This is a genomic window from Pseudomonas sp. FBF18 (assembly GCF_024261405.1).
Classification (GTDB): Bacteria; Pseudomonadota; Gammaproteobacteria; order Pseudomonadales; family Pseudomonadaceae; genus Aquipseudomonas; species Aquipseudomonas palmensis.
Window position 1 is genome coordinate 376,217 of record NZ_QKRS01000001.1, and the last position, 23,305, is coordinate 399,521.

At 65.9% G+C, this 23,305-nt stretch carries 19 protein-coding genes; 5 read left to right on the plus strand and 14 right to left on the minus strand.

Translation table 11 applies throughout. From position 1 onward, the window contains the following. Window positions 1-67: 67 nt before the first annotated feature. Together DN387_RS01780 and DN387_RS01785 are read right to left on the minus strand one after the other, a co-directional pair. On the minus strand, window positions 68-1,684 hold the full coding sequence (locus tag DN387_RS01780; protein ID WP_054914757.1) for an FMN-binding glutamate synthase family protein: 1,617 nt from the start codon (window positions 1,682-1,684) through the stop codon (window positions 68-70). Window positions 1,685-1,814: 130 nt separating this feature from the next. Then, window positions 1,815-6,083, minus strand: a complete 4,269-nt coding sequence (locus DN387_RS01785) for a DEAD/DEAH box helicase (protein ID WP_054914756.1) — start codon at window positions 6,081-6,083, stop codon at window positions 1,815-1,817. 202 nt (window positions 6,084-6,285) lie between these two features. Here DN387_RS01785 and DN387_RS01790 point away from each other — a divergent pair, with 202 nt between their 5' ends. Further along, complete coding sequence (locus DN387_RS01790) at window positions 6,286-6,693, plus strand: NUDIX domain-containing protein (protein WP_043861997.1); 408 nt, start codon at window positions 6,286-6,288, stop codon at window positions 6,691-6,693. Next, window positions 6,690-7,328, plus strand: a complete 639-nt coding sequence (locus DN387_RS01795; RefSeq protein WP_054914755.1) for a LysE family translocator — start codon at window positions 6,690-6,692, stop codon at window positions 7,326-7,328. Before DN387_RS01790 ends, DN387_RS01795 begins: the two co-directional genes overlap by 4 nt. An 18-nt stretch (window positions 7,329-7,346) precedes the next feature. On the opposite strand, the gene metR is transcribed toward DN387_RS01795, so the two are convergent. Continuing rightward, on the minus strand, window positions 7,347-8,264 hold the full coding sequence (gene metR / locus DN387_RS01800) for a transcriptional regulator MetR (protein ID WP_043861995.1): 918 nt from the start codon (window positions 8,262-8,264) through the stop codon (window positions 7,347-7,349). Window positions 8,265-8,444: 180 nt separating this feature from the next. Here metR and DN387_RS01805 point away from each other — a divergent pair, with 180 nt between their 5' ends. Further along, entirely contained in the window at window positions 8,445-9,437 is a 993-nt protein-coding gene (locus tag DN387_RS01805) for an alpha/beta fold hydrolase (protein WP_054914754.1), read from the plus strand. On the opposite strand, the gene DN387_RS01810 is transcribed toward DN387_RS01805, so the two are convergent. From DN387_RS01810 to DN387_RS01860, 11 genes are all read right to left on the minus strand, one after another. After that, window positions 9,434-9,760: a GlpM family protein gene (locus tag DN387_RS01810; RefSeq protein ID WP_173925076.1), complete on the minus strand. Its 327-nt coding sequence runs from the start codon at window positions 9,758-9,760 to the stop codon at window positions 9,434-9,436. The genes DN387_RS01805 and DN387_RS01810 overlap by 4 nt on opposite strands. A 21-nt stretch (window positions 9,761-9,781) precedes the next feature. Next, window positions 9,782-11,107 (minus strand): sigma-54 dependent transcriptional regulator, encoded by a 1,326-nt coding sequence (locus tag DN387_RS01815; protein ID WP_043861992.1) that lies wholly within the window; start codon window positions 11,105-11,107, stop codon window positions 9,782-9,784. Then, a complete protein-coding gene (locus DN387_RS01820) occupies window positions 11,104-13,011 on the minus strand; it encodes an ATP-binding protein (protein ID WP_043861991.1) in 1,908 nt (635 codons plus the stop codon). The genes DN387_RS01815 and DN387_RS01820 overlap by 4 nt, the downstream gene beginning before the upstream one ends. A 66-nt stretch (window positions 13,012-13,077) precedes the next feature. Continuing rightward, on the minus strand, window positions 13,078-13,812 hold the full coding sequence (locus DN387_RS01825; RefSeq protein WP_043861990.1) for an amino acid ABC transporter ATP-binding protein: 735 nt from the start codon (window positions 13,810-13,812) through the stop codon (window positions 13,078-13,080). Next, window positions 13,809-14,480 (minus strand): ABC transporter permease subunit, encoded by a 672-nt coding sequence (locus DN387_RS01830; protein ID WP_043861989.1) that lies wholly within the window; start codon window positions 14,478-14,480, stop codon window positions 13,809-13,811. The genes DN387_RS01825 and DN387_RS01830 overlap by 4 nt, the downstream gene beginning before the upstream one ends. Further along, window positions 14,480-15,226, minus strand: a complete 747-nt coding sequence (locus DN387_RS01835) for an amino acid ABC transporter permease (RefSeq protein ID WP_043861988.1) — start codon at window positions 15,224-15,226, stop codon at window positions 14,480-14,482. Before DN387_RS01835 ends, DN387_RS01830 begins: the two co-directional genes overlap by 1 nt. A 99-nt stretch (window positions 15,227-15,325) precedes the next feature. Next, window positions 15,326-16,240 (minus strand): glutamate/aspartate ABC transporter substrate-binding protein, encoded by a 915-nt coding sequence (locus tag DN387_RS01840; RefSeq protein ID WP_043861987.1) that lies wholly within the window; start codon window positions 16,238-16,240, stop codon window positions 15,326-15,328. A gap of 339 nt (window positions 16,241-16,579) precedes the next feature. Next, window positions 16,580-18,118 (minus strand): glycerol-3-phosphate dehydrogenase, encoded by a 1,539-nt coding sequence (gene glpD / locus DN387_RS01845; protein WP_043861986.1) that lies wholly within the window; start codon window positions 18,116-18,118, stop codon window positions 16,580-16,582. Between the two features lie 172 nt (window positions 18,119-18,290). After that, window positions 18,291-19,046, minus strand: a complete 756-nt coding sequence (locus tag DN387_RS01850; RefSeq protein WP_043861985.1) for a DeoR/GlpR family transcriptional regulator — start codon at window positions 19,044-19,046, stop codon at window positions 18,291-18,293. A gap of 162 nt (window positions 19,047-19,208) precedes the next feature. Further along, the gene (gene glpK, locus DN387_RS01855; RefSeq protein WP_043861984.1) at window positions 19,209-20,708 is read right to left on the minus strand and encodes a glycerol kinase GlpK; all 1,500 of its coding nucleotides are present in this window, start codon (window positions 20,706-20,708) and stop codon (window positions 19,209-19,211) included. A 66-nt stretch (window positions 20,709-20,774) separates the two neighbouring features. Then, on the minus strand, window positions 20,775-21,626 hold the full coding sequence (locus tag DN387_RS01860; RefSeq protein ID WP_043861983.1) for an MIP/aquaporin family protein: 852 nt from the start codon (window positions 21,624-21,626) through the stop codon (window positions 20,775-20,777). A 302-nt stretch (window positions 21,627-21,928) separates the two neighbouring features. Here DN387_RS01860 and ybaK point away from each other — a divergent pair, with 302 nt between their 5' ends. Together ybaK and DN387_RS01870 are read left to right on the plus strand one after the other, a co-directional pair. Next, the gene (ybaK, locus tag DN387_RS01865; protein WP_043861982.1) at window positions 21,929-22,399 is read left to right on the plus strand and encodes a Cys-tRNA(Pro) deacylase; all 471 of its coding nucleotides are present in this window, start codon (window positions 21,929-21,931) and stop codon (window positions 22,397-22,399) included. A 92-nt stretch (window positions 22,400-22,491) separates the two neighbouring features. Beyond that, entirely contained in the window at window positions 22,492-23,271 is a 780-nt protein-coding gene (locus tag DN387_RS01870) for a PhzF family phenazine biosynthesis protein (RefSeq protein ID WP_054914753.1), read from the plus strand. Window positions 23,272-23,305 lie beyond the last annotated feature (34 nt).

Here is a 23,305-nt window from a genome sequence, read left to right on the forward strand (position 1 = left end):
TTTATGTGGCTGTACTGCCCCTTCGCCGGCAATGCCGGCTTCTGCAGGTGAGGAGTCGGCGACGCCGTTACGCCGCTTCGGCGTTGGGCTCGAAACTGTCTGCCCGCGCCATCTGCCACATCCGCGAGTAGAACTCGCCGTTCACCTCGCCGGTAAGCAGTTCACCCGGCTTGAGGAACACGTGCAGCTGCGAGAACAGCTTGATCTCGGTGGCCGACATGCGCCGCACCAGGTGCTTGGCCTCCAGCTGCGAGGGGTGATCCAGCCCGGCGGCGGCGAGCATCTCGGCCAGCGCCTTGAGCGTGTTGCGGTGGAAGCTGAACACCCGCTGCGCCTTGTCCGGCACCACCAGCGCCCGCTGGCGCAGGCCGTCCTGGGTGGCCACGCCGGTCGGGCACTTGTTGGTATGGCAGCTTTGCGACTGGATGCAGCCGATGGCGAACATGAAGCCGCGCGCCGAGTTGGCCCAGTCGGCACCGATGGCCAGCACGCTGGCGATATCGAACGCACTGACGATCTTGCCGCTGGCGCCCAGCTTGATCTTGTCGCGCAGGTTCAGCCCCACCAGGGTGTTGTGCACGAACAGCAGCCCTTCGCGCAGCGGCACGCCGATGTGGTCGGTGAACTCCACCGGCGCGGCGCCGGTGCCGCCTTCCTTGCCGTCGACCACGATGAAGTCGGGCAGGATGCCGGTCTCGAGCATGGCCTTGGCAATGCCCATGAACTCCCACGGGTGGCCCAGGCAGAACTTGAAGCCGACCGGCTTGCCGCCGGACAGCTCGCGCAGCTGGGCAATGAACTGCATCAGCTCGATGGGGGTGGAGAACGCGCTGTGGCGCGACGGCGAGATGCAGTCTTCGCCCATCATGATGCCGCGGGTGTCGGCGATTTCCTGGGTCACCTTGTGCTTGGGCAGGATGCCGCCGTGGCCGGGCTTGGCGCCCTGGCTCATCTTGATTTCGATCATGCGCACCTGCGGGCTGCTGGCCTGCTGCGCGAAGCGCTCGGGGTCGAAGCGACCGTCCGAGGTGCGGCAGCCGAAGTAGCCGCTGCCCAGTTCCCAGGTCAGGTCGCCGCCATGTTCGCGGTGGTAGGGGCTGATGCTGCCCTCGCCGGTGTCATGTGCGAAGTTGCCGAGCTTGGCACCCTGGTTGAGGGCGCGAATGGCGTTGGCGCTGAGCGAGCCGAAGCTCATGGCCGAGATGTTGAACACCGAGGCCGAATAGGGCTGGGTGCACTGCGGGCCGCCGACGATCACCCGAAAGCTCTCGGGGTCGCTGAGCGGTGCCGGGCGCATGGAGTGGCCGATGAACTCGAAGCCCGACTGGTAGACGTCGATCAGGGTGCCGAACGGCTTGTCGGCGGTTTCGTTCTTGGCCCGCGAGTACACCAGCGAGCGCTGGGCGCGGGAGAAGGGCAGCGCATCGCTGTCGGATTCGAGCAGGTACTGGCGGATTTCCGGGCGGATGCCCTCCACCAGGTAGCGGATATTGCCCAGGATCGGGTAGTTGCGCCGCACCGCATGGCGGCTCTGCAGCAGGTCGAACAGGCCCAGCAGGCTGAGCAGGCCGGTGACCAGGGTGAAGGGCCACAGCCAGTCGTGGTGCAGGAACGGCAGGCTGGCGAGGGTGAACACGACACACGCGGCGAAGAAGGCATAACGGCTGAGGAGGGAGAGGCTCATGCGGGTTCCTTTTGCAGGCAATCCAAGACCTTATATCGAATGGGGGATTGGATGCCAGTGAACCCATCAAGACAGCGTTGCGGCCTTCGCCGGCAATGCCGGCTCCTGCACACACCGCAAAGCTTCGGGATCAGTGATGGACATCGCGCACCACTCGCTCACGCAGCGCCGCATCCTCCTGCACCCAGTACTGCGCCTTGCCCGCCACCCGCGCCGCTACCGCCACGCCGTCGCGGTACACCACCCGGTTGCCGCTCACCGCTGCCACCTTGCTGCCGGGCAGCAAGGTGCCCACCAGGTTCAGCGGGTCGCTGGCACTCACCGCCACCAGGCTGCCATCCAGCGGGCGCCTGCGTACTTCGCGCAATACGCCGATGGCCTCGGGCAAGGCGAACTGTTCGCCGGCCAGCCCGCTGATGAAGCGACCGCCACGGATCTCGCCACGCGCCTCCAGGCGGTGCAACGTGCGCAGCAGGTCCCGCCAGCTCGGCAGCCAGTCGGCCTCGCGTTCGAGCAGCCGCCAGCACACCACGCCATAGCGGCGCAGCAAGGTCAGGGCCACCTGTTCCAGGGCGTCCTCGGCCGGCGTGCCGGCGCGGCGCAGCAATGCCCAGCGCCCGGCGTCCTCCATGCCGCCACTGAATGCCCCGCGACCACGCCGATGGCTGCGTGCCTGGCGCTTGCTGGCCGGGGTGATCAGTGCACGCAGGCCGGCAAAGCTGTCGGCACTGATCTGCCCGGCCGCCACCAGTTCCTGCAGGGCTGTCTCCAGCTCGCTGGGCAACAGGCGTGCCTCGTCGCGCAGCTCATCGAAAAACAGTGCGCCGTGCTCGCTGAGCGCGGCCAGCACACGTTGCGCGCGGGGCGACGGTGCCGGGGCGTCGTCGGTGGCGGCCAGTGCTCGCCACAACCCCAGCCGCGCCCGTGGCAACAGCACGACAGGGGTGCTGCGCAGGGTACTGGCCGCAGCCTTGCCCGAAGGGGCCAGGCGAGCCCACACGAACTTGCCGGCCCGGCAGGCATCGTCCAGCCACTGCCCGCTGTAGTCGCGCAGCCGGCTCGGCAGCAGGTCGCTTTCCCAGGCCGAGGCCGCTGCGGCGAAGCCTTCCAGTTGGGTCAGCGCCTCGCCCAGCGCCGCCGGGCCCTCCAGCCGTGTGCCGGGCGAAAGGTGCTGCCAGTCGAACAGAAAGCGCATGAAGTCCTGCAGGCTGACCGGCTCGATTTCGCGGCGCAGGCGCTTGAGCGTGTAGCGGTGGATGCGCGCCAGCAGGTGGCGTTCGCACCATTGTTCAGGGGTGTGGCCCGGGCTGAAGTGCCCGCGCATCACATAGCCCTCGGCTTCCAGGCGCAGCATGGCCTGCTCGACCTGTGAGGGGCTCAGGCACAGCGGCGCGCCGATCTCGCTGCTGGTCAGCGGGCCGAAGCCGCTCAGGCGCGCGCGCAGCAGTTCCACGGCAGCACTGTCGGCATCGATGGGCTGATCGAACCCGGGCAATGGGGTGGGCGCCGCTTGCGGGTACAGCGCCAGCAGCCACGGCAGGCGTTCGCGGGCCAGCCACAGGCCGCCACCCTGCGGCAGCTTCAGGTGGCAGGCGCGTGCGCCGGCGGCCAGTTGCTGCAGCCATGCCAGCCAGCCCGGGTTGGCCTGCACCTCGGCATCGCACACGGCCGCCAGGCTCATCAGTGCCTCGTGCATTTCGTCGGTGCCGCCGGGCAACGGCCAGGCCTCGGCACGCACTGCGGCAATCGCCTGCGGATCCAGTGCGCCCAGGTCGTCGGCACTTTGCGGGTCGCTCCAGCGCCGGTTGAGCACGGCCTGGGTGCGCCGCTCTTCCAGCGGTGCGTCATCGAGAAAGGCGTATGGACGTGCATTCAGGATCGCCGCCGCCAGGGGCGAAGGCGCCGGCAGGTCGCGGCAGATCAGGCGGATGCGCTTGTCTTCGATGCGCCGCAGCAAGTTCAGCCAGCCCTCGCAATCCATCGCCTCGTGCAGGCAGTCGTCGAGGGTCTGCTCCACCAGCGGGTGGTCGGGAATCTCGCGCTCGCCGACGATGTTTTCCAGGCACGCCAGCTGGTCGGGGAACACGGCAGCGGTGAGGTCTTCGCTTTTCATGCGCTGGATCTGCGGGGCGACCTTGCGCCCGCCGGCATAGCGCGGCAGTGCCAGCGACACCCCGGCGTTCCAGCGCCAGCGCACGCCGAACAGCGGCGCATCGAGCACGGCCTGGGTCAGCAGGTGCTCGGCACTGGCGCTGGAAATGTAGCGCCACACCTCTTCCAGGGCAAAACTGTGGCCGGCCGACAGCGACAGGATCAGCGCATCCTCGCTGGCTGCCGCCTGCAACTCGAAATTGAAGGTGCGACAGAAGCGTTTGCGCAGTGCCAGCCCCCAGGCGCGGTTGATGCGGCTGCCGAAGGGCGAGTGGATGATCAGCTGGGTACCGCCGGACTCATCGAAAAAGCGCTCCATGATCAGCGTGTCCTGCGAGGGCAGGGCGCCGAGGGCCTGGCGGGTGCGGGCCAGGTAGTCGAGCAGTTGCTCGGCGCTGTCCGCGTTCAGCCCGAGCGTGGCGTGCAGCCAGGTCAGCAGCGGTTGCAGCTGGCCGCCGCTGGCATCCAGGCGCTGGTCGATTTCGGCTTGCAGGCGTGCCACCGCGAAGGACAGCTCGTCGCTGCGCCCCGGCGCCTCGCCCAGCCAGAAGGGGATGGTCGGCGGTTGCCCGTGGGCATCCTCCACCCGTACCTTGCCGGCCTCCACGCGCAGGATGCGGTACGACGCGTTGCCCAGCTGGAAGATGTCGCCGGCGATGCTCTCCACCGCGAAGTCTTCGTTCACGCTGCCGATGTTCAAGGCCTGGGGTTCGAGCAGCACGCGGTAGTCGGCGTTGTCCGGTATCGCCCCGCCACTGGTCAGGGCGGCCAGCTGGCTGCCGCGCCGTCCACGCAACTGGGCACTGACCGCATCGCGGTGCAGGTACGCGCCGCGTACGCCCTGGCGCCCGCTGTAGCCTTCGGCGAGCATGCGCAGCAGGGCCTGGTAATGTGCCTGGTCGAGATTGGCGTAGGGCATCGCGCGGGTGAGGCACGCAAACAGCGCCTGTTCGTCCCAGGGCTGGCAACTGACCTCGGCGACGATCTGCTGGGCCAGCACGTCCAGCGGTGCGTTGGGGATATGCAGCTCGTCCAGCTCGCCACGGCGCACGCAGTCGAGCAGGGCCACGCACTCGATCAGCTCGTCGCGGGTGGTGGCGAACACACGACCCTTGGGGGTGCCGTCCACCTGGTGTCCGGAGCGGCCAACCCTCTGCAGCAGCGCGGCAATCGAGCCAGGCGAGCCGATCTGGCACACCAGGTCGACCTCGCCGATGTCGATGCCCAGCTCCAGCGAGGCGGTGGCCACCAGCACCTGCAGCTCGCCGCGCTTGAGACGCTGCTCGGCGTCGAGGCGAAATTCCTTGGCCAGGCTGCCATGGTGCGCGGCCACCGCCTCGCGCCCCAGGCGCTCGCTCAGGTGGCGCGCCAGGCGCTCGGCCAGGCGCCGGGTGTTGACGAACACCAGGGTGGTGCGGTGCTCGCGGGCCAGTTGCGCGAGGCGATCGTAGACCAGCTCCCACACATCGTTGGCCATCACCGCGCCCAGTGGCGCGCGCGGTACCTCGATGGCCAGGTCGCGCTGGCGCGCATGGCCGATATCCACCAGGGCGCACGGGCGCTGATCGCCCACCAGGTACTGCGCCACCCGCTCGATCGGACGCTGGGTGGCCGACAGGCCGATGCGCCGCAGCGGGCGCTGGCACAGCGCCTGCAGGCGTTCCAGGCTCAACGCCAGGTGGCTGCCGCGCTTGTTGCCGGCCACGGCGTGGATCTCGTCGACGATTACCGTGTGCACCGAGGCCAGGCCCTGGCGCCCGGACGTCGAGCCGAGCAGCACGTACAGCGACTCGGGGGTGGTCACCAGGATATGCGGGGGCTGGCGGCGCATGGCCGCGCGTTCCTTCTGCGGGGTATCGCCGCTGCGCACTGCGGTGCGCAGGGTAGGGGTGGGCAGCCCGAGGGCGGCCAGTTCGGCGCTGATACCGGCCAGGGGGGCCTGCAGGTTGAGCTGGATGTCGTTGGACAGCGCCTTGAGCGGCGAGACGTACACCACCAGCGTCTGTTCGGGCAGCTCGCCGCCGGCGTGCAGGGCCTGGGTGAAGAGTTCGTCGAGGACAGCGAGAAACGCGGTGAGGGTCTTGCCGGAGCCGGTGGGGGCCGCCACCAGCAGCGATTGCCCGCTGCGGATCAGCGGCCATGCCTGGGCCTGGGCGGCGGTCACCGTGGCAAAACGGTGCTGGAACCAGGCACGGACGGCGGGGTGGAAGGCGTCGAGTACCGGGTGATTGCGGGCGGGCAGGTTCATCAGCTGTTTATGCGGCCGTTGCGCCCTGGTTGCAAGGGGCTTTCGTCAGGCTGCTGCGGCCGCTTCGCCGGCAAGGCCGGCTCCTACAGGGAATGCGCCGAACCTGTGGGAGCCGGCCTTGCCGGCGAAGCGCTCAGCAAGATTGAAAGCCCTGCGCCAGCATGTGATCCTAGCGCGCCTTCCCCGCCACGAGCCGCCTACCATGAGCAAAACCATCCGTATCGCCGCTGCCCTGTTGCTCGATGCTCAGGGCCGTACCCTGTTGGTACGCAAGCGCGGCACCCTGGCCTTCATGCAGCCTGGCGGCAAGATCGAACCCCACGAGCAACCCGTCGATGCCCTGGCCCGCGAGCTGTTCGAAGAGCTGGGCCTGCGCATCGACCCGCAGCAGGCGCAGTACCTGGGCCAGTTCAGCGCACCGGCGGCCAACGAGCCGGGTTTCGAAGTGCAGGCCGAGCTGTTTCAGTTGCACACCGACCTGACGCTTGAACCCGCAGCGGAAATCGAGGAAGCCTGCTGGGTCGACGCCCACCAGGTGGATCACCTCGAACTGGCGCCGCTGACCCGTGACCTGATCCTGCCGCTGCACCTGCAACGGGCCGCACAATGATCCCGCTGCACGAATGGCTGCTGTTCAGCGGCGCCGCGCTGCTGATGGTACTGACCCCCGGGCCGAACATGATCTACCTGATCTCGCGCTCGATCTGCCAGGGCCGCATGGCCGGCGTGACGTCGCTGATCGGTGTGGTGGGCGGGTTTCTGGTGCACATGACGGCCGCAGCTGTGGGCCTCACCGCGTTGTTCATGGCCGTGCCGCTGGGTTACGACCTGCTGCGCTGGGCCGGTGCCGGCTACCTGCTGTGGATGGCCTGGCAGGCGGTCAAGCCGGGTGCGCGCTCGCCGTTCGAGCCCCGTGAGCTGGCCCCTGATTCACCGGCGCGGCTGGTGACGATGGGGTTTCTGACCAGCGTGCTGAACCCCAAGGTGGCGGTGTTCTACCTGTCGGTGCTGCCGCAGTTCATTTCGCCCGAGCACGGCTCGGTGCTGGCGCAGAGCCTGACCCTGGGCCTGACCCAGATCGGCGTGAGCTTCACCGTGAACCTGCTGATCGCACTGTTCGCCGCCGGCCTGTCGGCCTGGTTCGCGCGCTACCCGCTGTGGCTGATGTTGCAGCGCTACGTGATGGGCTTTGTGCTGGCGGCCCTTGCGCTGCGCCTGGTGCAGGAACAACGCAAACTGGCTTGATGCTTGCCGCTTGAACCTTCAGCGCACTGCACTGACCCCATCCAGGGTCGAGAACGAGGTGTCCTTGGCGGTCAGCAGAAAGTCGCGCATGTACGGTGCATCGAGCATGTCGCTGCGCACTGCGGCGTACAGCGTGGCGAACAGGCCCTTCTCACCCAGGCGCTTGCCCTTCACGTAGCCGCGCGAGCTGTACTCGTGCAGGGCCCAGTGCGGCATGCCGCACACCCCGCGTCCGCTGGCCACCAACTGCATCATCATCACCGTCAGCTCGGCGGTGCGCACCTGCCCGGGCTCGATGTCGGCAGGCTCCAGAAAGCGCGTGAAGATGTCCAGGCGGTCGCGTTCCACCGGGTAGGTGATCAGGGTTTCCGTGGCCAGGTCCTGCGGCACCACGTAGGGCCTGGAGGCCAGTACGTGCTGGTTGGCTACCGCCAGCATCGCCTCGTAGGTGAACAGCGGCACGTAGGTGATACCGGTCAGCTCCAGCGGGTCGGAGGTCACCACCAGGTCCAGGTCGCCACGGGCCAGGGCCGGCAGCGGGGCGAAGGCGAAGCCCGAGGCCAGGTCCAGCTCCACCTCTGGCCAGGCATCGCGGAACTGGTCGATGGTGGGCATCAGCCACTGGAAGCAGCTGTGGCACTCGATGGCCATGTGCAGGCGCCCGGCAGTGCCGCCGGCCAGGCGCGCAATGTCCCGTTCGGCGCCGCGCAGCAGCGGCAGGGTGGCATCGGCCAGTTGCAGCAGGCGCAGGCCGGCGCTGGTGAAGCGGATCGGCTTGGTCTTGCGGGTGAACAGTTGCATGCCCAGGCGTTCTTCGAGTTCCTTGAACTGGTGGGACAACGCCGACTGGGTCAGGTGCAGGCGCTCGGCGGCCTCCACCAGGCTGTCGGCTTCGCGCAGGGCGTGCAGGGTCTTGAGGTGGCGAATTTCCAGCACCAGGGTGCTCCATGAACAGAATTTGATGGATGAGACAATTCGTTGAGTTTGTCTCATGTTGACGATGCTGTCGACCGCCCGGCAGTTGTCATCAAACGGTCACCGATCTGTGGCAGCGCGCCGGCATGAACTTCATCAGACTCGCGCTTTACTGGCGAACTGCACTCTGGTGTTTCTTTCATGCGGGCAATCCTGTTTCTGGTGGCGCTGTGCAGCGCCTTTTCTTCGTTCGCGGCGCCTCGCTGCGACATCACTTCAGCTATCCGATACGCCGAGGCGGGGCCGGTCAGCCTGGCCTATCAGAGCATCGGGCGTGACAGCGACCCGGCCCTGCTGCTGGTCATGGGCCTGGGCGGCCAGTTGATCCACTGGCCCGACGAGGTGGTACTCGCGCTGTGCCAGCAGGGCTTCAGGGTGATCCGCTACGACAACCGCGACGTCGGCCTGTCGCGCTGGAACCAGCCCCCCGCCCAGGCCAACCTGACGGTCGAGGCGCTGCGCTACCGGCTCGGCCTGCCGGTGGCGGCGCCCTACAGCCTGAGCGACATGGCCGCTGATGGCCTGGCGCTGATGGATGCGCTGCACGCGCAGCGCTTTCATGTGCTGGGGGTGAGCATGGGTGGAATGATTGCCCAGCACCTGGCGGCGATGGCGCCCGAGCGGGTCGAGAGCCTGACCCTGATCATGTCCAGTTCGGGGGCGCAGGGGCTGCCGGCGCCTGCGCCGGCGCTGGTTCGGCAGTTGGCCCGGCGCGGTGCGCCGAATCGCCAGGTGGCCCTGGAGCAGCAGGCCGACCTGCTGGCCGCGCTGGGCAGCCCGCAGGTGCAGGATGATCGCCAGGCACTGTTGCGGCAGGCCGCCACCGCCTACGACCGGGCCTTCAACCCCGAAGGCGTGCAGCGCCAGGTCATGGCCATACTTGCCGAGCCCAGCCGTGTCGAGCTGCTCGACAACCTGCGGGTACCGGCCCTGGTGGTGCACGGCACGGCCGACCCGCTGTTGCCGGTGATGCACGGCGTGCACCTGGCCGCGCACATCCAGGGCAGCCAGCTACGCCTGATACCGGGCCTGGCGCACCGCTTCCAGGAGCCGTTCAAGGCCCCGCTGCTGGCGGCGGTACTGCCTTATCTGAAGGCGCACCGCGAAGAGCTGGGCCATCTGGCCCAACGCTAGTGCAGGCGCACCCATACGCTGACCAGCACGGTGGCGGCGATCAGCCAGGCCACTGCCGCCAGCGCCAGTGACAGCTCCAGGCGCAGGCGGTCGACCAGCACGTACAGCGCGGCCAGGTACACGAAGTAGGGGATGATCGACCACATGCCGAACACGATGGTGGCCTTCAGGTCCTCCAGCGAGCGGCCCTTGCCGATGATGTAGTGGGCAATCAGGGCAAAGGTGGGAAACAGCGGCACCAGCCCGGCCACGTAGTAATTGCGGGTCTTGGCCAGGGCCGCGATGATCAGCACCACCACGGCGCCCAGGCAGGCCTTGAGAATCATGTCCATCGAAACGCTCGCTCAGGCCAGGCCGTATTTTTTGACTTTGTCGAACAGGGTGGTCTTGGCCATGCCCAGCTCCTGGCTGGCCTGGCTGAGGTTGCCGCCGGTGCGCTGCAGGGCGTCGCTGAGCAGGTTGCGCTCGAAGGCCTCGACCGCCTCGGCAAAGCCCAGGCTTTGCGCCACATTGGCGCCGGCCTTCTTGAACGCCGGCAGGCCCAGGGCGTGGCGCTCGGCCACGTTGCGCAGCTCGCGCACGTTGCCCGGCCAGTCATGGGCCATCAGGCGCGACAGGGTCTGGCTGTCCAGCGGCGGTGCCTCGCGGTCGAAGCGCAGGGCCGACTGCTGCAGGAAGTGCTCGAACAGTTGCAGGATGTCTTCGCGGCGCTCGCGCAGCGGCGGCAGTTCCAGGGTCACCACGTTGAGGCGGTAGTACAGGTCGCTGCGAAACTGGCCGGTCTGGCCGAGGGCATCCAGGTCCGATTTGGTGGCGGCGATCACCCGGCAATCCACCGCAATGCTCTGGTTCGAACCCAGGCGTTCCAGGGTGCGCTCCTGCAACACGCGCAGCAGCTTGATCTGCAGGTTGAGCGGCATGCTCTCGACTTCGTCGAGAAACAGCGTGCCGCCGTTGGCGTGCTCGATCTTGCCGATGCGGCGCTTGCCGGCACCCGTGAAGGCGTTGGCCTCGTGGCCGAAGATTTCGGTCTCGAACAGGTTCTCCGGCAGGCCGCCGCAGTTCAACGCCACGAAGGGCTGGCTCTGGCGCCGGCTGAAGTCGTGCAGGCAGCGCGCGACCAGCTCCTTGCCCGTGCCGGTCTCGCCCTCGATCAGCACGTTGGCCGAGGTATCGGCGACGTTGGCGATCAGCTCGCGCAGGTTCTGCATGGCCGGCGAGCGGCCGATGATGCGCCCCTCCAGGGTGCTGCGCTCGGCCAGCTGGCGGCGCAGCGAGAACACTTCGCGGGCCAGGCCGCGCTGTTCCAGCGCCCGGCGCACCACATCCACCAGGCGCTCCGGCGAGAAGGGCTTTTCCATGAAGTCGTAGGCGCCGTTGCGCATGGCGCCCACGGCCATGTCGATGTCGCCGTGGCCGGTGATCAGCACCACCGGCAGGCTCTTGTCGCGGGCCTTGAGGCGGCTGAGCAGTTCCAGGCCATCGATGCCCGGCAGGCGGATATCGCTGACCACGATGCCGGCGAAATCATCGCCGATGCGCTCCAGTGCCTGTTCGGCACTGCCGACGCCTTCGCAGGCGATATCTTCCAGGGCCAGCGCCTGCTGGCACCCGAGCAACACATGCGGATCGTCTTCGACGATCAGGACGGTAAGGGGCGATGGGGTCATAGGGACTCGGCAGGTTCAGTGGGGGCATCGACCAGCGGCAGGCTGAGCACGAACGCGGTACCGCCGCTGGCGGGGTGTTCGACGTTCAGGGTACCGCCGGCTGCAGCGGCGAGGCTGGCCGACAGGGTCAGGCCCAGGCCCAGGCCGTGCTCGCCCGGTTTGGTGGTGAAAAACGGTTCGAACAGGTGCTTGCGCGCTTCATCGTCGATGCCATGACCGTTGTCGCGCACGCGCAGGCGATACTTGTCGCCCACCAGCTCGCCTTCGAGCCAGAGTTGCGGCAGCGGCACCGCGGCCATGGCATCCAGGGCGTTGCCGATCAGGTTGACCAGGATCTGCTCCAGGCGGGTCTGGTCGATGGTCAGTTGCTGGTCGGCGTACTCGAGGTGCAGTTTCAGGTGGCAGCCCTCGATGCGCGCATTGAGCAGTTGCAGGGCGGCGGTCACGGCCTTTTCCAGCGAGGCCTGGCCACGGTCATCGCCGCGCCGGGCGAACGAGCGCAGGCTGGCAGTGATACGGCCCATGCGGTCGATCAGTTCGTTCATGGTCAGCAGGTTGGCGCTGGCGGTTTCCAGCGCACCGCGCTGCAGAAAGCGCACGGTGTTGCCCGACAGGGTGCGCAGCGCCGCCAGCGGCTGGTTCAGCTCATGGGCGATGCTGGTCGACATCTGCCCGATGGCCGCCAGCTTGCCGGCCTGCACCAGTTCGTCCTGGGCATGGCGCAGGGTCTGCTCGGCGTGCCGGCGTTCGCGGATCTGGCCCTTGAGGCGTTCGTTGCTGGCACGCAGGTCGGCGGTGCGCTCGGCAATCTTGCGTTCGAGCTGGTTGTTGGCTTCTTCCAGCGCCTCGCGGGCGGCCAGGCGGGTGGCGATCACCTTGCGCCGCTCGTTCCAGGCTATCAGCAGGATCGCCAGCAGGGCGAAGGCCACGGCCACCAGCACGCCCTGGATCATCGATTCGTGGCGCAGGTCCTGCAGCGGGGTCAGCAGGGTGAAGTGCCAGGGCGTGTCGCTCAGGCGCCGGGTCTGGGCCAGGTAGGTGACCTTGCGGTTGCTGTCGCCCAGTTCGGCATTGGCCGGAAAGGTCAGCTTCTCGACCCCGTCGGCGAGCTTCTCGCGCGCCAGCGGCTGCAGTTCGTTGAGCGGGAACCAGTAGTACTGCAGGCTGCGCGCCAGGCGCTCCTTGATTTCCGGGGTCAGCGGGCGCACCGACTTCAGGCGCCGCGCCGGGTCGCTGGAGAGGATGATGATGCCGTTCTCGTCGCTGACGAAGGCTTCCAGGCGGGCTCGCTGCCAGCGCTCTTCGAGCGCTTCCAGGCGCACCTTGATCACCGCCACGCCGATGATCTTGCCGTGTTCTTCCAGGCCATGGGCCAGGTAGTAGCCAGGTTCGCCGGTGGTGCTGCCGATGCCGTAGAAGCGCCCGGGCTGGCCGCGCACGGCATTCTGGAAATAGGCACGGAACGAGAGGTCTTCGCCCAGGTAACTGTCGACGTCGCGCCAGTTGCTGGTGGCCTGCACCCGGCCGGTGGTGTCGAGCACATAGATGGCGCGGCTGCGGCTGCGCCGGTTGAGCCCTTCGAGGTATTCGTTGACCGCCTGGCGCTGGTCGCCATCGGTGGAGTTCAGCAGGCTGGAGACGCTGTCTTCGAGTTCCAGCAGGCTGGGCAGGTAGGTGTACTTGCTGATCTCGCTCTCGACCGCGCGGGCATGCAGTTCAAGCTGACGCTCGCCGGTCTCGCTGAGGGTGCGGATGCCGTTGTGCTCGCTGATCAGGTAGCCGATCACACCCAGGCCGATCATCAGCAGCAGGACCAGTGGGGGCAGGAACAGGTGGCGGATCAGGCGAGGTTTCACGGCAAGGTCAGGCTTGGCTGGGCGAAAGAGCGTGGGATCGCATTTCATCACAGTGGCCTTGTCACGACCAGCGCCCTCTGCCCGGCGTGGGCCGGGCAGGGGCACCGGGCGGCATCAGTGCTGCAGGATCTTGCTGAGGAAGTGCTGGGTACGCTCGTCGCGCACGCTCTGGTCACCGAAGAACTCTTCCTTGGTGCAGTCTTCGATGATGTTGCCCTTGTCCATGAAGATCACCCGGTTGGCCACTTTGCGCGCAAAGCCCATTTCGTGGGTCACGCACATCATGGTCATGCCTTCGTGGGCCAGTTGCACCATCACGTCGAGTACCTCGCTGACCATTTCCGGGTCCAGGGCCGAGGTGGGTTCGTCGAACAGCATCACGATCGGGTCCATGGCCAGGGCGCGGGCGATGGCCACGCGCTGCTGCTGGCCGCCGGAGAGCTGGCCGGGGTGCTTGTGCGCATGGGCCGACAGGCCGACGCGCTCAAGCAGTTGCAGGCCCTTCTTGGTGGCTTCTTCCTTGCTGCGGCCCAGCACCTTGATCTGCGCGATGGTCAGGTTCTCGGTGATGGTCAGGTGCGGGAACAGTTCGAAGTGCTGGAACACCATGCCGACCCGCGAGCGCAGCTTGGGCAGGTTGGTCTTGGGGTCGGCGATCGAGGTGCCGTCGACCACGATGTCGCCCTTCTGGAACGGTTCCAGCGCGTTGACGCACTTGATCAGGGTGGACTTGCCCGAGCCAGACGGCCCGCACACCACCACCACTTCGCCTTTCTTGACCTCGGTGCTGCAGTCGGTCAGAACCTGGAAATCGCCGTACCACTTGTTGACGTTCTTGATGGAAATCATACGGTTATCCTTTTCTGCAGACGCTTGACCAGGAAGGAAGCGGAGAAGCTGATGACAAAGTACACGGCGCCGGCAAACAGCAGGAACTCGTTGGAGCGCCCGATGATGTCGCCACTGGCCCGTGCCGAGTTGAGGAAGTCCACCAGGCCCACGGTGTAGACCAGCGAGGTGTCCTGGAACAGGATGATGCTCTGCTGCAGCAGCAGCGGGGTCATCTTGCGAAATGCCTGGGGCAGGATGATCAGGCGCATGGTCTGCGCGTAGTTCATGCCCAGTGCCTGGGCAGCCGCCATCTGGCCCTTGGAGATCGACTGCACGCCGGCCCGCACGATTTCGCAGAAGTACGCCGCCTCGAACATCATGAATGCCACGACGCAGGAGGTGAACGCACCCACCGGGGTGTCTTCGCCGGTGATCCAGCGCAGCACGAACGGTACCGCCAGGTAGAACCAGGTGATCACCAACAGCAGCGGGATGGAGCGAAAGTAGTTCACGTAGGCGCCGGCCAGGCGCGACAGCAGCTTGCTCGACGACAACCGCATCAGTGCCAGCACGGTACCCAGCGCGATGCCGCCAATGATGCCCATGAGCATCAGCTGCAGGGTCATCTTCATGCCGTTCCACAGGCCCGGCAGGGCTGGCACGATTCCACTGAAATCCATGTCCATTATTTACCCCCCACGGAGATCAGGCCCGGCACCGCGACTTTCTTCTCGACCAGGCGCATCAGCAGCATCAGCCCCATGTTCAGGGTGAAGTAGATCAGCGTGGCCAGGGTGAAGGCCTCGAACAGGTTGGCCGAGAACTCGGCGGTCTGCTTGGTCTGTGCCAGCAGCTCCATCAGGCCGATCAACGACGCCACCGAGGAGTTCTTGAACACGTTCAGGAATTCGGAGGTAAGCGGCGGAATGATGATCCGGTAGGCTTGCGGCAGCAGCACGTTGTTGTAGATCTGCGGCAGGCTGAAGCCCATGGCGCGGGCAGCGGCTTCCTGGCCACGGGGCAGCGCCTGGATGCCGGTGCGCACCTGCTCGCACACCCGTGCAGCGGTGAACAGCCCCAGGCAGATGACCACGCTGATCAGCGCCGAGGTGGTCGGGTTGAGGTCCTGCTTGTACCACTCCTGCAGGCCTTCGGGCAGCAGGTCGGGTACCAGGAAGTACCAGATGAACAGCTGCACCAGCAGCGGCACATTGCGAAACAGTTCCACGTAGCACGTGGCGATACCCGACACCAGACGGTTCGGTACGGTACGCATGACGCCGAGCACCGAGCCCAGCAGCAGCGCAATGATCCAGGCGGCAACGGCGATCAGGATGGTCCAGCCCAGGCCGGTGATATACCAGTCCAGGTAGGTCTCGCTGCCAACGCCGGTGGACTTGAAAAAAACGCCCCAGTCCCAGTTGTAATTCATCGGGGTCTCCCCTCAGATCGGTTGTTTCACGGGCACCTTCGAGCATCCGGGGGCGCTGGGCGCCCTCGGATGAAAGGTTAGACACTAACTAGCTGGGGGTCAGGACTTCTTTTCGTCTGCAGCTTTGTCGGTAGGATTGGCGATCAGCGCCTTGAGCTCGTCGCTCATGGGGAACATCAGGTTCAGGCCTTTAGGCGGGATTGGCTGGTTGAACCACTTGTCGTAGATCTTGTTGATCTCACCCGACTTGTACAGGGCGACGATGGCGTCATCGACCGCTTTCTTGAACGGGGCATCGCCCTTGCGCACCATGCAGCCGTAGATTTCATAGGACTGCGGGGTACCGGTCACGGCCCAGTCGGTCGGCTTCTTGGCCTTGGCCATTTCGCCGGCGAGCAGGGCGTCGTCCATCATGAAGGCGACGGCGCGGCCGGACTCGAGCATCTGGAACGACTCGCCGTGGTCCTTGGCGGAGATGACGTTCATCTTCATCTGCTTGTCGGCGTTCATCGACTTGAGGATGCGCTCGGATGTGGTACCGGCGGTGGTCACCACGTTCTTGCCGGCCAGGTCCGGGAAGTCCTTGTAGGAGGAGTCCTTTTTGGACAGCAGGCGGGTACCGATCTCGAAGATGCCGACCGAGAAGTCGACCTGTTGCTGGCGCTCGAGGTTGTTGGTGGTGGAACCGCACTCGACGTCAACGGTGCCGTTCTGCACCAGTGGGATGCGGGTCTGCGAGGTGACCAGGTTGTATTTGACCTTCAGGTCCGGCTTGTTCAGGTCCTTTTTCAGGGCCTCGACGATAGCCAGCTGGATGTCGTGGGAGTAACCGACGGGTTTGCCCGAAGCGTCGGCGATGTAGGAGAACGGGATGGAAGCGTCGCGGTGCCCCAGGGTAATGGTGCCCGAGTCGTTGATTTTCTTCAGGGTGCCGGTCAGTTCGGCGGCAAGGGCCGGCGTGCTGATCAAAGCGGTCGCCATGGCGGCGCCCAACAGATGGGGAACGATACGCATCAAATTTTCCTCGACGTTGTTTTTCTTATTGAGCCGTTGGCGGGCTCTTTCGTTCAGCGAACACAGCAATGAAGCGGTTGCGCATTCGGGTACTGAGTGTAGAGCATGACTCATGCCAAACTCTGATTTTGATCATAACCCCATGCAAATAGCGGCGGCGGGCATTTTTTGCCGGGGTATGGCGGGGGAGGGATGTCCGGGTTTCCGATTAAGGGCCAATGGCTCGTTCGGGAAACCGAACAGATAGTCCTTTGTTGGCCTCATCGCGGGTCAAGCCCGCTCCCACTGGTTTGGTGAGCTTGTGGGAGCGGGCTTGACCCTCGATGCGATTTGGCGGTGTCAGGCCGCCTGAATACGCCCGCGGCTCAGTTCTACCCGTTGCAGGTAAACCCGCAGAGCCTGTTGTTCGGCCGGGCTGGTGAAAAGCCCCAGCTTGGTGCGCCGCAGCAGGATATCGTCGGCGCTGACCGCCCATTCCTCGCTGCACAGGTAATCCACCTCGCGGGTGAACAACCCGCCACCAATCGCATCACCCAGGTCGTCCGGGCCCTGGACGCCCTCGAGCAGGCGCCATACGCGGCTGCCGTAGGTCAGCGCCCAGCGCTTGGCGATATCCGCTGGTAGCCAGCCGAAGCGCGCGAGAATCTCGTCGCACAGCGCCTGCGGCGTGGTCATCTGTTCACCGCCCGGCAGGCTGGAGGTGGCGGTCCAGCTACCGGTCATCTGGGTGAAGTACGGCGCCAGCTCGGCCATGGCCGATTCGGCCAGCTTGCGGTAGGTGGTCAGCTTGCCGCCGAACACCGACAGCAGCGGCGCCTCGCCGGCAGACGCCGACAGGGCCAGGGTGTAGTCACGGGTGACCGCCGAGGGGTTGTCCGACTCGTCGTTGCACAACGGGCGCACACCGGAATAGGTGCTGAGGATGTCGGCGCGGCCCAGCTGGTGGTTGAAGTGCGCGTTCACAACCTTGAGCAGGTAGTCGGTCTCGGCCTCGGTGATGCTCACCTGGGCCGGGTCGCCGCTGTACTCGCGGTCGGTGGTGCCGATCAGGGTGAAGCGCTCCAGGTACGGGATGGCGAACACGATGCGCTGGTCTTCGTTCTGCAGGATGTAGGCATGCTCGCCCTCGTACAGCCGGGGCACGATCAGGTGGCTGCCCTGAATCAGGCGAATGCCGTAGGGCGCCTCCAGCTTGAGGTCGTCCTTGATGAACCTGGCCACCCACGGGCCGGCCGCGTTCACCAGGGCGCGGGCCTGGATGGTCTGCTGGCTGCCGTCGGCGCGTTCGAGCTGCACGTTCCACAGCTTGCCCACGCGCCGTGCGCTGACGCAGCGGGTACGGGTGAGGATGTGCGCACCCAGCTCACGCGCGGCCATGGCGTTGAGCACCACCAGGCGGGCGTCGTCCACTGCGCAGTCGGCGTATTCGAAACCGCGGGTGATGGCCGGCTTGAGCGGGTTGCCCGGGCCGAAGCGCAGGCTGCGCGAGGCGCCCAGCTGCTTGCGCTTGCCCAGATGGTCATACAGGAACAGGCCGGCGCGGATCATCCAGGCCGGACGCAGGTGCGGCTGGTGCGGCAGCACGAAGCGCATCGGCTTGACGATATGCGGCGCCTTGGCCAGCAGTACTTCGCGTTCTGCCAGCGCTTCGCGCACCAGGCGGAACTCGTAGTGCTCCAGATAGCGCAGGCCACCGTGGATCAGCTTGCTGCTGGCCGAGGACGTATGGCTGGCCAGGTCATCCTTTTCGCAGAGCAGTACCGACAGGCCGCGCCCGGCCGCATCGGTGGCGATACCGACGCCGTTGATGCCGCCACCGATCACGGCAACGTCGTAGATTTCGGCAAGGGCGGGCGATGGCGAGCTGGACTGGGACACGAGGCGGCCTCTGGTTTCTATCGAATATGAACATTAATGTTCGTTTGCGAAAATGGTAGCGCAACAAAATGGCGCCCGCCAGTCGCTTTCAATAGAAAATACTGATCGGATGACAAATAAATGAAAAATTATGAACATTCGAGCAGCCCCCGTTGCGAGGGCCGCGATGGCGCTACACCACGTCCAGGCGGATCTTGTGCTGGTTGAGCAACTGGGCGAGGGCGGCGACGGGGGGCTGGTCGGTCACCAGGCAGTCGATCAGGCTGATCGAGCCCAGGCGCACCATGGCGTTGCGCCCGAACTTGCTGGAGTCGGCGGCGAGGATCACCTGGCGCGCATTGGCGATGATGGCCTGGGACACGCGTACTTCCTGGTAATCGAAGTCGAGCAGGCTGCCGTCTTCATCGATGCCGCTGATGCCGACCAGGGCGAAATCGACCTTGAACTGGTTGATGAAGTCGACGCTGGCCTGGCCGACCACACCGCCGTCGCGGCGCACGTTGCCGCCGGCCAGCAGTACTTCGAAATCGTCCTTGGCGCTGAGGATGGAGGCCACATGCAGGTTGTTGGTGATGATCTTCAGGTGGTTGTGGTTGAGCAGGGCGCGGGCGATGGACTCGGTGGTGGTGCCGATGTTGATGAACAGCGAGGCGTGATCGGGGATCTGCGCGGCGATGGCTTCGGCGATACGCTGCTTTTCGTCGCGCATCTGGTCGGCACGCATGGCGTAGGCGGTGTTCTCGATGCTCGAGTCATAGGCCGCGCCACCGTGATAGCGGCGCAGCAGGTTCACTTCGGCCAGCTGGTTGATGTCACGGCGGATGGTTTGCGGGGTTACAACGAACAGCTGCGCCATTTCCTCGATACTGACATAGCCGCGTTCGCGGACCAGCTCGAGAATTTGTTGTTGGCGAGGGGGCAGATTCATGGGCGGTCCTTTTGGGCTGCCGGGCAAATCTGCATGATGCCGCAGGATGGGGGCGGGGGCCAGCGCGGGGCTGGCTGAAACGATCCTGTGGGCGCCTCGCCAGCAAGGCTGGCGCCTACAGTGTAGGAGTCAGCCTTGCTGGCGAAGAAGCCTGCGCAGGTTTTATTCCTCGTGCGGTTCCCAGTCGCGGGTACGGTCCACCGCCTTCAGCCAGCCGGCGTACAGCTTCTCTTTCTGCGCCTCCTCCAACTGCGGGGTGAACTCGCGCTCGATGATGGCCTTGCCGCGCAGCTCGTCCAGCCCGCTCCAGAAGCCACATGCCAGGCCGGCCAGGTAGGCGGCGCCGAGCGCAGTGGTTTCGCGCATCTGCGGGCGTTCCACGCAGGTGCCGAGAATGTCGGCCTGGAACTGCATCAGGAAGTTGTTGGCCACCGCGCCACCGTCCACGCGCAGTGCGCTCAGGCGCTCGCCGCAATCCTGCTGCATGGCGTCGAGCACGTCGCGGGTCTGATAGGCGATCGACTCCAGCGCGGCGCGGATGATGTGGTCGACCTTGACCCCGCGGGTCAGGCCGAACAGGGCGCCGCGCGCGTACGGGTCCCAGTACGGCGCACCCAGGCCGGTGAATGCCGGCACCAGGTACACGCCGTTGCTGTCCTTGACCTTGCTGGCGAAGTACTCGGTGTCGTGGGCGTCGTTGACGATCTTCAGCTCGTCACGCAGCCACTGCACGGTTGAACCGCCGTTGAACACCGCGCCTTCCAGGGCATAGGCCACTTCGCCGCGCGGGCCGCAGGCAATGGTGGTGAGCAGGCCATGGGACGACTGCACGGCCTTGTCGCCGGTGTTCATCAGCAGGAAGCAGCCGGTGCCATAGGTGTTCTTGGCCTGGCCCGGCTCCACGCACATCTGGCCGAACAGCGCAGCCTGCTGGTCGCCGGCGATGCCGGCAATGGCGATGCCGCTCTTGGTGTGGCCGTACACCTCTGACGACGAGCGTACCTGGGGCAGCATCTGCTTCGGGATGCCCAGCACCTGCAGCATCTTCTCGTCCCATTCCAGGGTGTGGATGTTGAACATCAGGGTGCGCGAGGCGTTGGTGTAGTCGGTGACATGCACCTTGCCGCCGGAGAACTTCCAGATCAGCCAGGTATCCACGGTGCCGAACAGCAGCTCGCCGCGTTCGGCGCGTTCACGCACGCCGTCGACGTTGTCCAGGATCCACTTGAGCTTGGTGCCCGAGAAGTACGGGTCGGTGACCAGGCCGGTGGTTTCGCGGATGTAGTCCGCGTGGCCGTCACGCTTGAGCTGCTCGCAGATCTCGGTGCTGCGTCGGCACTGCCAGACGATGGCGTTGTACACCGGGCGACCGGTTTCGCGGTCCCACACCACGGTGGTCTCGCGCTGGTTGGTGATGCCGATGGCTGCCACCTGGTCGTGGCTCAGGCCCGCCTGGGCCAGTGCTTCGACCATGGTCGCGCTCTGGGTGGCGAAGATCTCCATCGGGTCATGCTCGACCCAGCCGGCCTGGGGGTAATGCTGGGCGAACTCGCGCTGCGAGGTGCCGACCACGTTGGCGTCACGGTCGAAGATGATCGCGCGTGAACTGGTCGTGCCCTGGTCCAGGGCAATGATGTAGTGCTTGTTCGGGGTGTCGGTCATGGTGTGGGCCTTGCACTCGAAAAGGTGGAAGTCGGGGCAGGGCGAGCCTGGCTCGCCGGTTCGGCATCAGGAGGCCTGGGTCTTGCCCCGAGCGTTGTCGTCGGTCTGGGCGTTCGCGCCGTCTGCCGTGGGCAGGTTGCGCGCGATCACGCCGCGATACAGGGCGGCACCCACGCTTGCACCTATGATCGGCGCAATGATGGGAACCAGGAAATAGGGAATGTCACGTGCGCCAGTAAAGGCCACGTTGCCCCAGCCGGCCAGGAAGGTCATGAGCTTGGGGCCGAAGTCGCGCGCCGGGTTCATCGCAAAGCCGGTCAGCGGGCCCATGGCACTGCCGATCACCGCGATCAGCAGGCCGATCAGCAGTGGTGCCAGTGCGCCCCGGGGCAGGCCGTTGCTGTCGTCGGCAAGGGCCATGATCACCGCCATCAGGATGGCCGTGATCACGGCCTCCACCAGAAATGCCTGGCCGGTGGACAGCAACGGGTGCGGATAGGTGGAGAACACCGAGGCCAGCTCCAGGCTGGCGGTGCTGCCGCGCACCATGGCGTGGGTCTGTTCGTAATCGAAGAACAGGTTGCTGTACAGGGTGTATACCAGCGCCGCGCCGCAGAAGGCACCGGCCACCTGGGCGACGATGTAGAACGGCAGCTTGCGCTTTTCGAAGCCGCTGAACAGGCTCAGGGCGATGCTCACGGCCGGGTTCAGGTGTGCACCCGACACCCCGGCGGTGAAGTAGATCGCCATGCTGACCCCCACGCCCCAGATGATGCTGATTTCCCACAGGCCGAAGCTGGCGCCCGCGACCTTGAGTGCCGCGACGCAGCCGGTACCGAAAAAGATGAGCAATGCGGTGCCGAGGAATTCGGCCATGCATTGGGCAGACAGCGTTGGTTGTCGTAGAGCAGTCGTCATTCGTGACCTCGGTTCTTGTTGTTGTGAGGCGCGTGTGCGCTCGACAAAAACCCGAGCAGAATCCCCATTCTGGTCGGGTTGACGGCAGAACTGCACGGTATTGGGGCAGTTCGATATTCAGAATCGAAAAAATATAGACAAGAAACGCTGATGTCAAAGGTCGAAAGTGAACTGCCATTCATATTCTGACTGCCGGTGGCTCAGGTGGTGTCGGTGGCAACCGGGCGGGTAATGGTTGGCTCCGGCGTTTTGCCCTAAAGTAGCCAGCGACTGGAGACCGATCACCCTGCCTGGAGCCCTGCATGACCCCCGCCCTGGATTTGCTCAAGAAAGCCCGCGCCGAACACCGCATCCACAGTTATGAACACGACCCCAAGGCGGCTTCCTACGGCCTGGAAGCCGCCGAGAAGCTCAACCTGGAGCCAGCGCGGGTGTTCAAGACGCTGCTGGCCAGCACCGAGAAGGGCGAGTTGCTGGTGGCGGTGGTGCCGGTGGTGGGCAGCCTGGACCTCAAGGCCCTGGCCCATGCGGCGGGTGCAAAGAAGTGCGAAATGGCCGACCCGATGGCCGCACAGCGTTCCACCGGGTACCTGGTGGGCGGGATCAGCCCGCTGGGGCAGAAGAAGCGCCTGCGCACCTTCATCGATGCTTCGGCGCAGCAGTTCGAAACCATTCATGTCAGCGCCGGGCGGCGCGGGCTGGAGGTGGAACTGGCGGCGGCGGTGCTGGCCGAGCACACCCGGGGCAGCTTTGCGGCGATCGGCCGCGAGTAGCATCTGTATCCTCCAAATCCGGCCATTCTGTATATGGAAGCGCGAGCGCCCGGGCAGGCATGCTCGCTGCCTTCCCATGCAGGAGCCAACCCATGCAGCTTGAATTTCACCAGGTCGATGCCTTCAGTTCCCAACCCTTCAGCGGCAACCCGGCGATGGTGTATCGCCTGGAGCAATGGCTGCCCGATGAACTGATGCAAAAAATTGCGGCCGAGCACAACCTGGCCGAAACCGCATTCGTCGTGCGCGAGGCGCAGCGCTGGCGCATCCGCTGGTTCACGCCCTCCACCGAAGTGCCGCTGTGCGGGCATGCGACCCTGGCCAGCGCGCATGTGCTGTTCGAGGTGTATGGGGAAGATGCCGAGCGCCTGGCGTTCGACAGCCGTTCGGGGCCGCTGACCGTGAGCCGCGAGGCGGGGCGCCTGGTGCTGGACTTCCCGCGCTACGACCCGCAGCCGCTGGCCGAGCTGGCGCCGGTGGCGCAGGCGCTGGGGTGCCCGGTGGTCGAGGTGTGGCAGACCAATGAACTGTTCGTGGTGCTCGAAAGCGAACAGGCGGTGCGGGATTGTCGCCCTGACATGGCGGCGCTGGTGCCGTTGCCGGGGCTGGGCGTGATTGTCACGGCGCCAGGGCGCGAGCATGATTTTGTGTCGCGCTACTTTGCGCCGGGGATCGGTATCCCTGAAGACCCGGTGACCGGCTCCACGCACTGCTCGCTGATCCCTTACTGGGCGCAGCGCCTGGGCAAGGATGAGCTGCACGCGGTGCAGTGTTCCGCGCGGGGCGGGGAGCTGTTCTGTCGGCTGGAAGGGGCGCGGGTGAAGATTGGCGGGTATGCGACGCGGGTGGCGAGCGGGACGTTGTTCCTCTAGCGGCCCTTTTCGCCAGCAAGGCTGGCTCCTACAG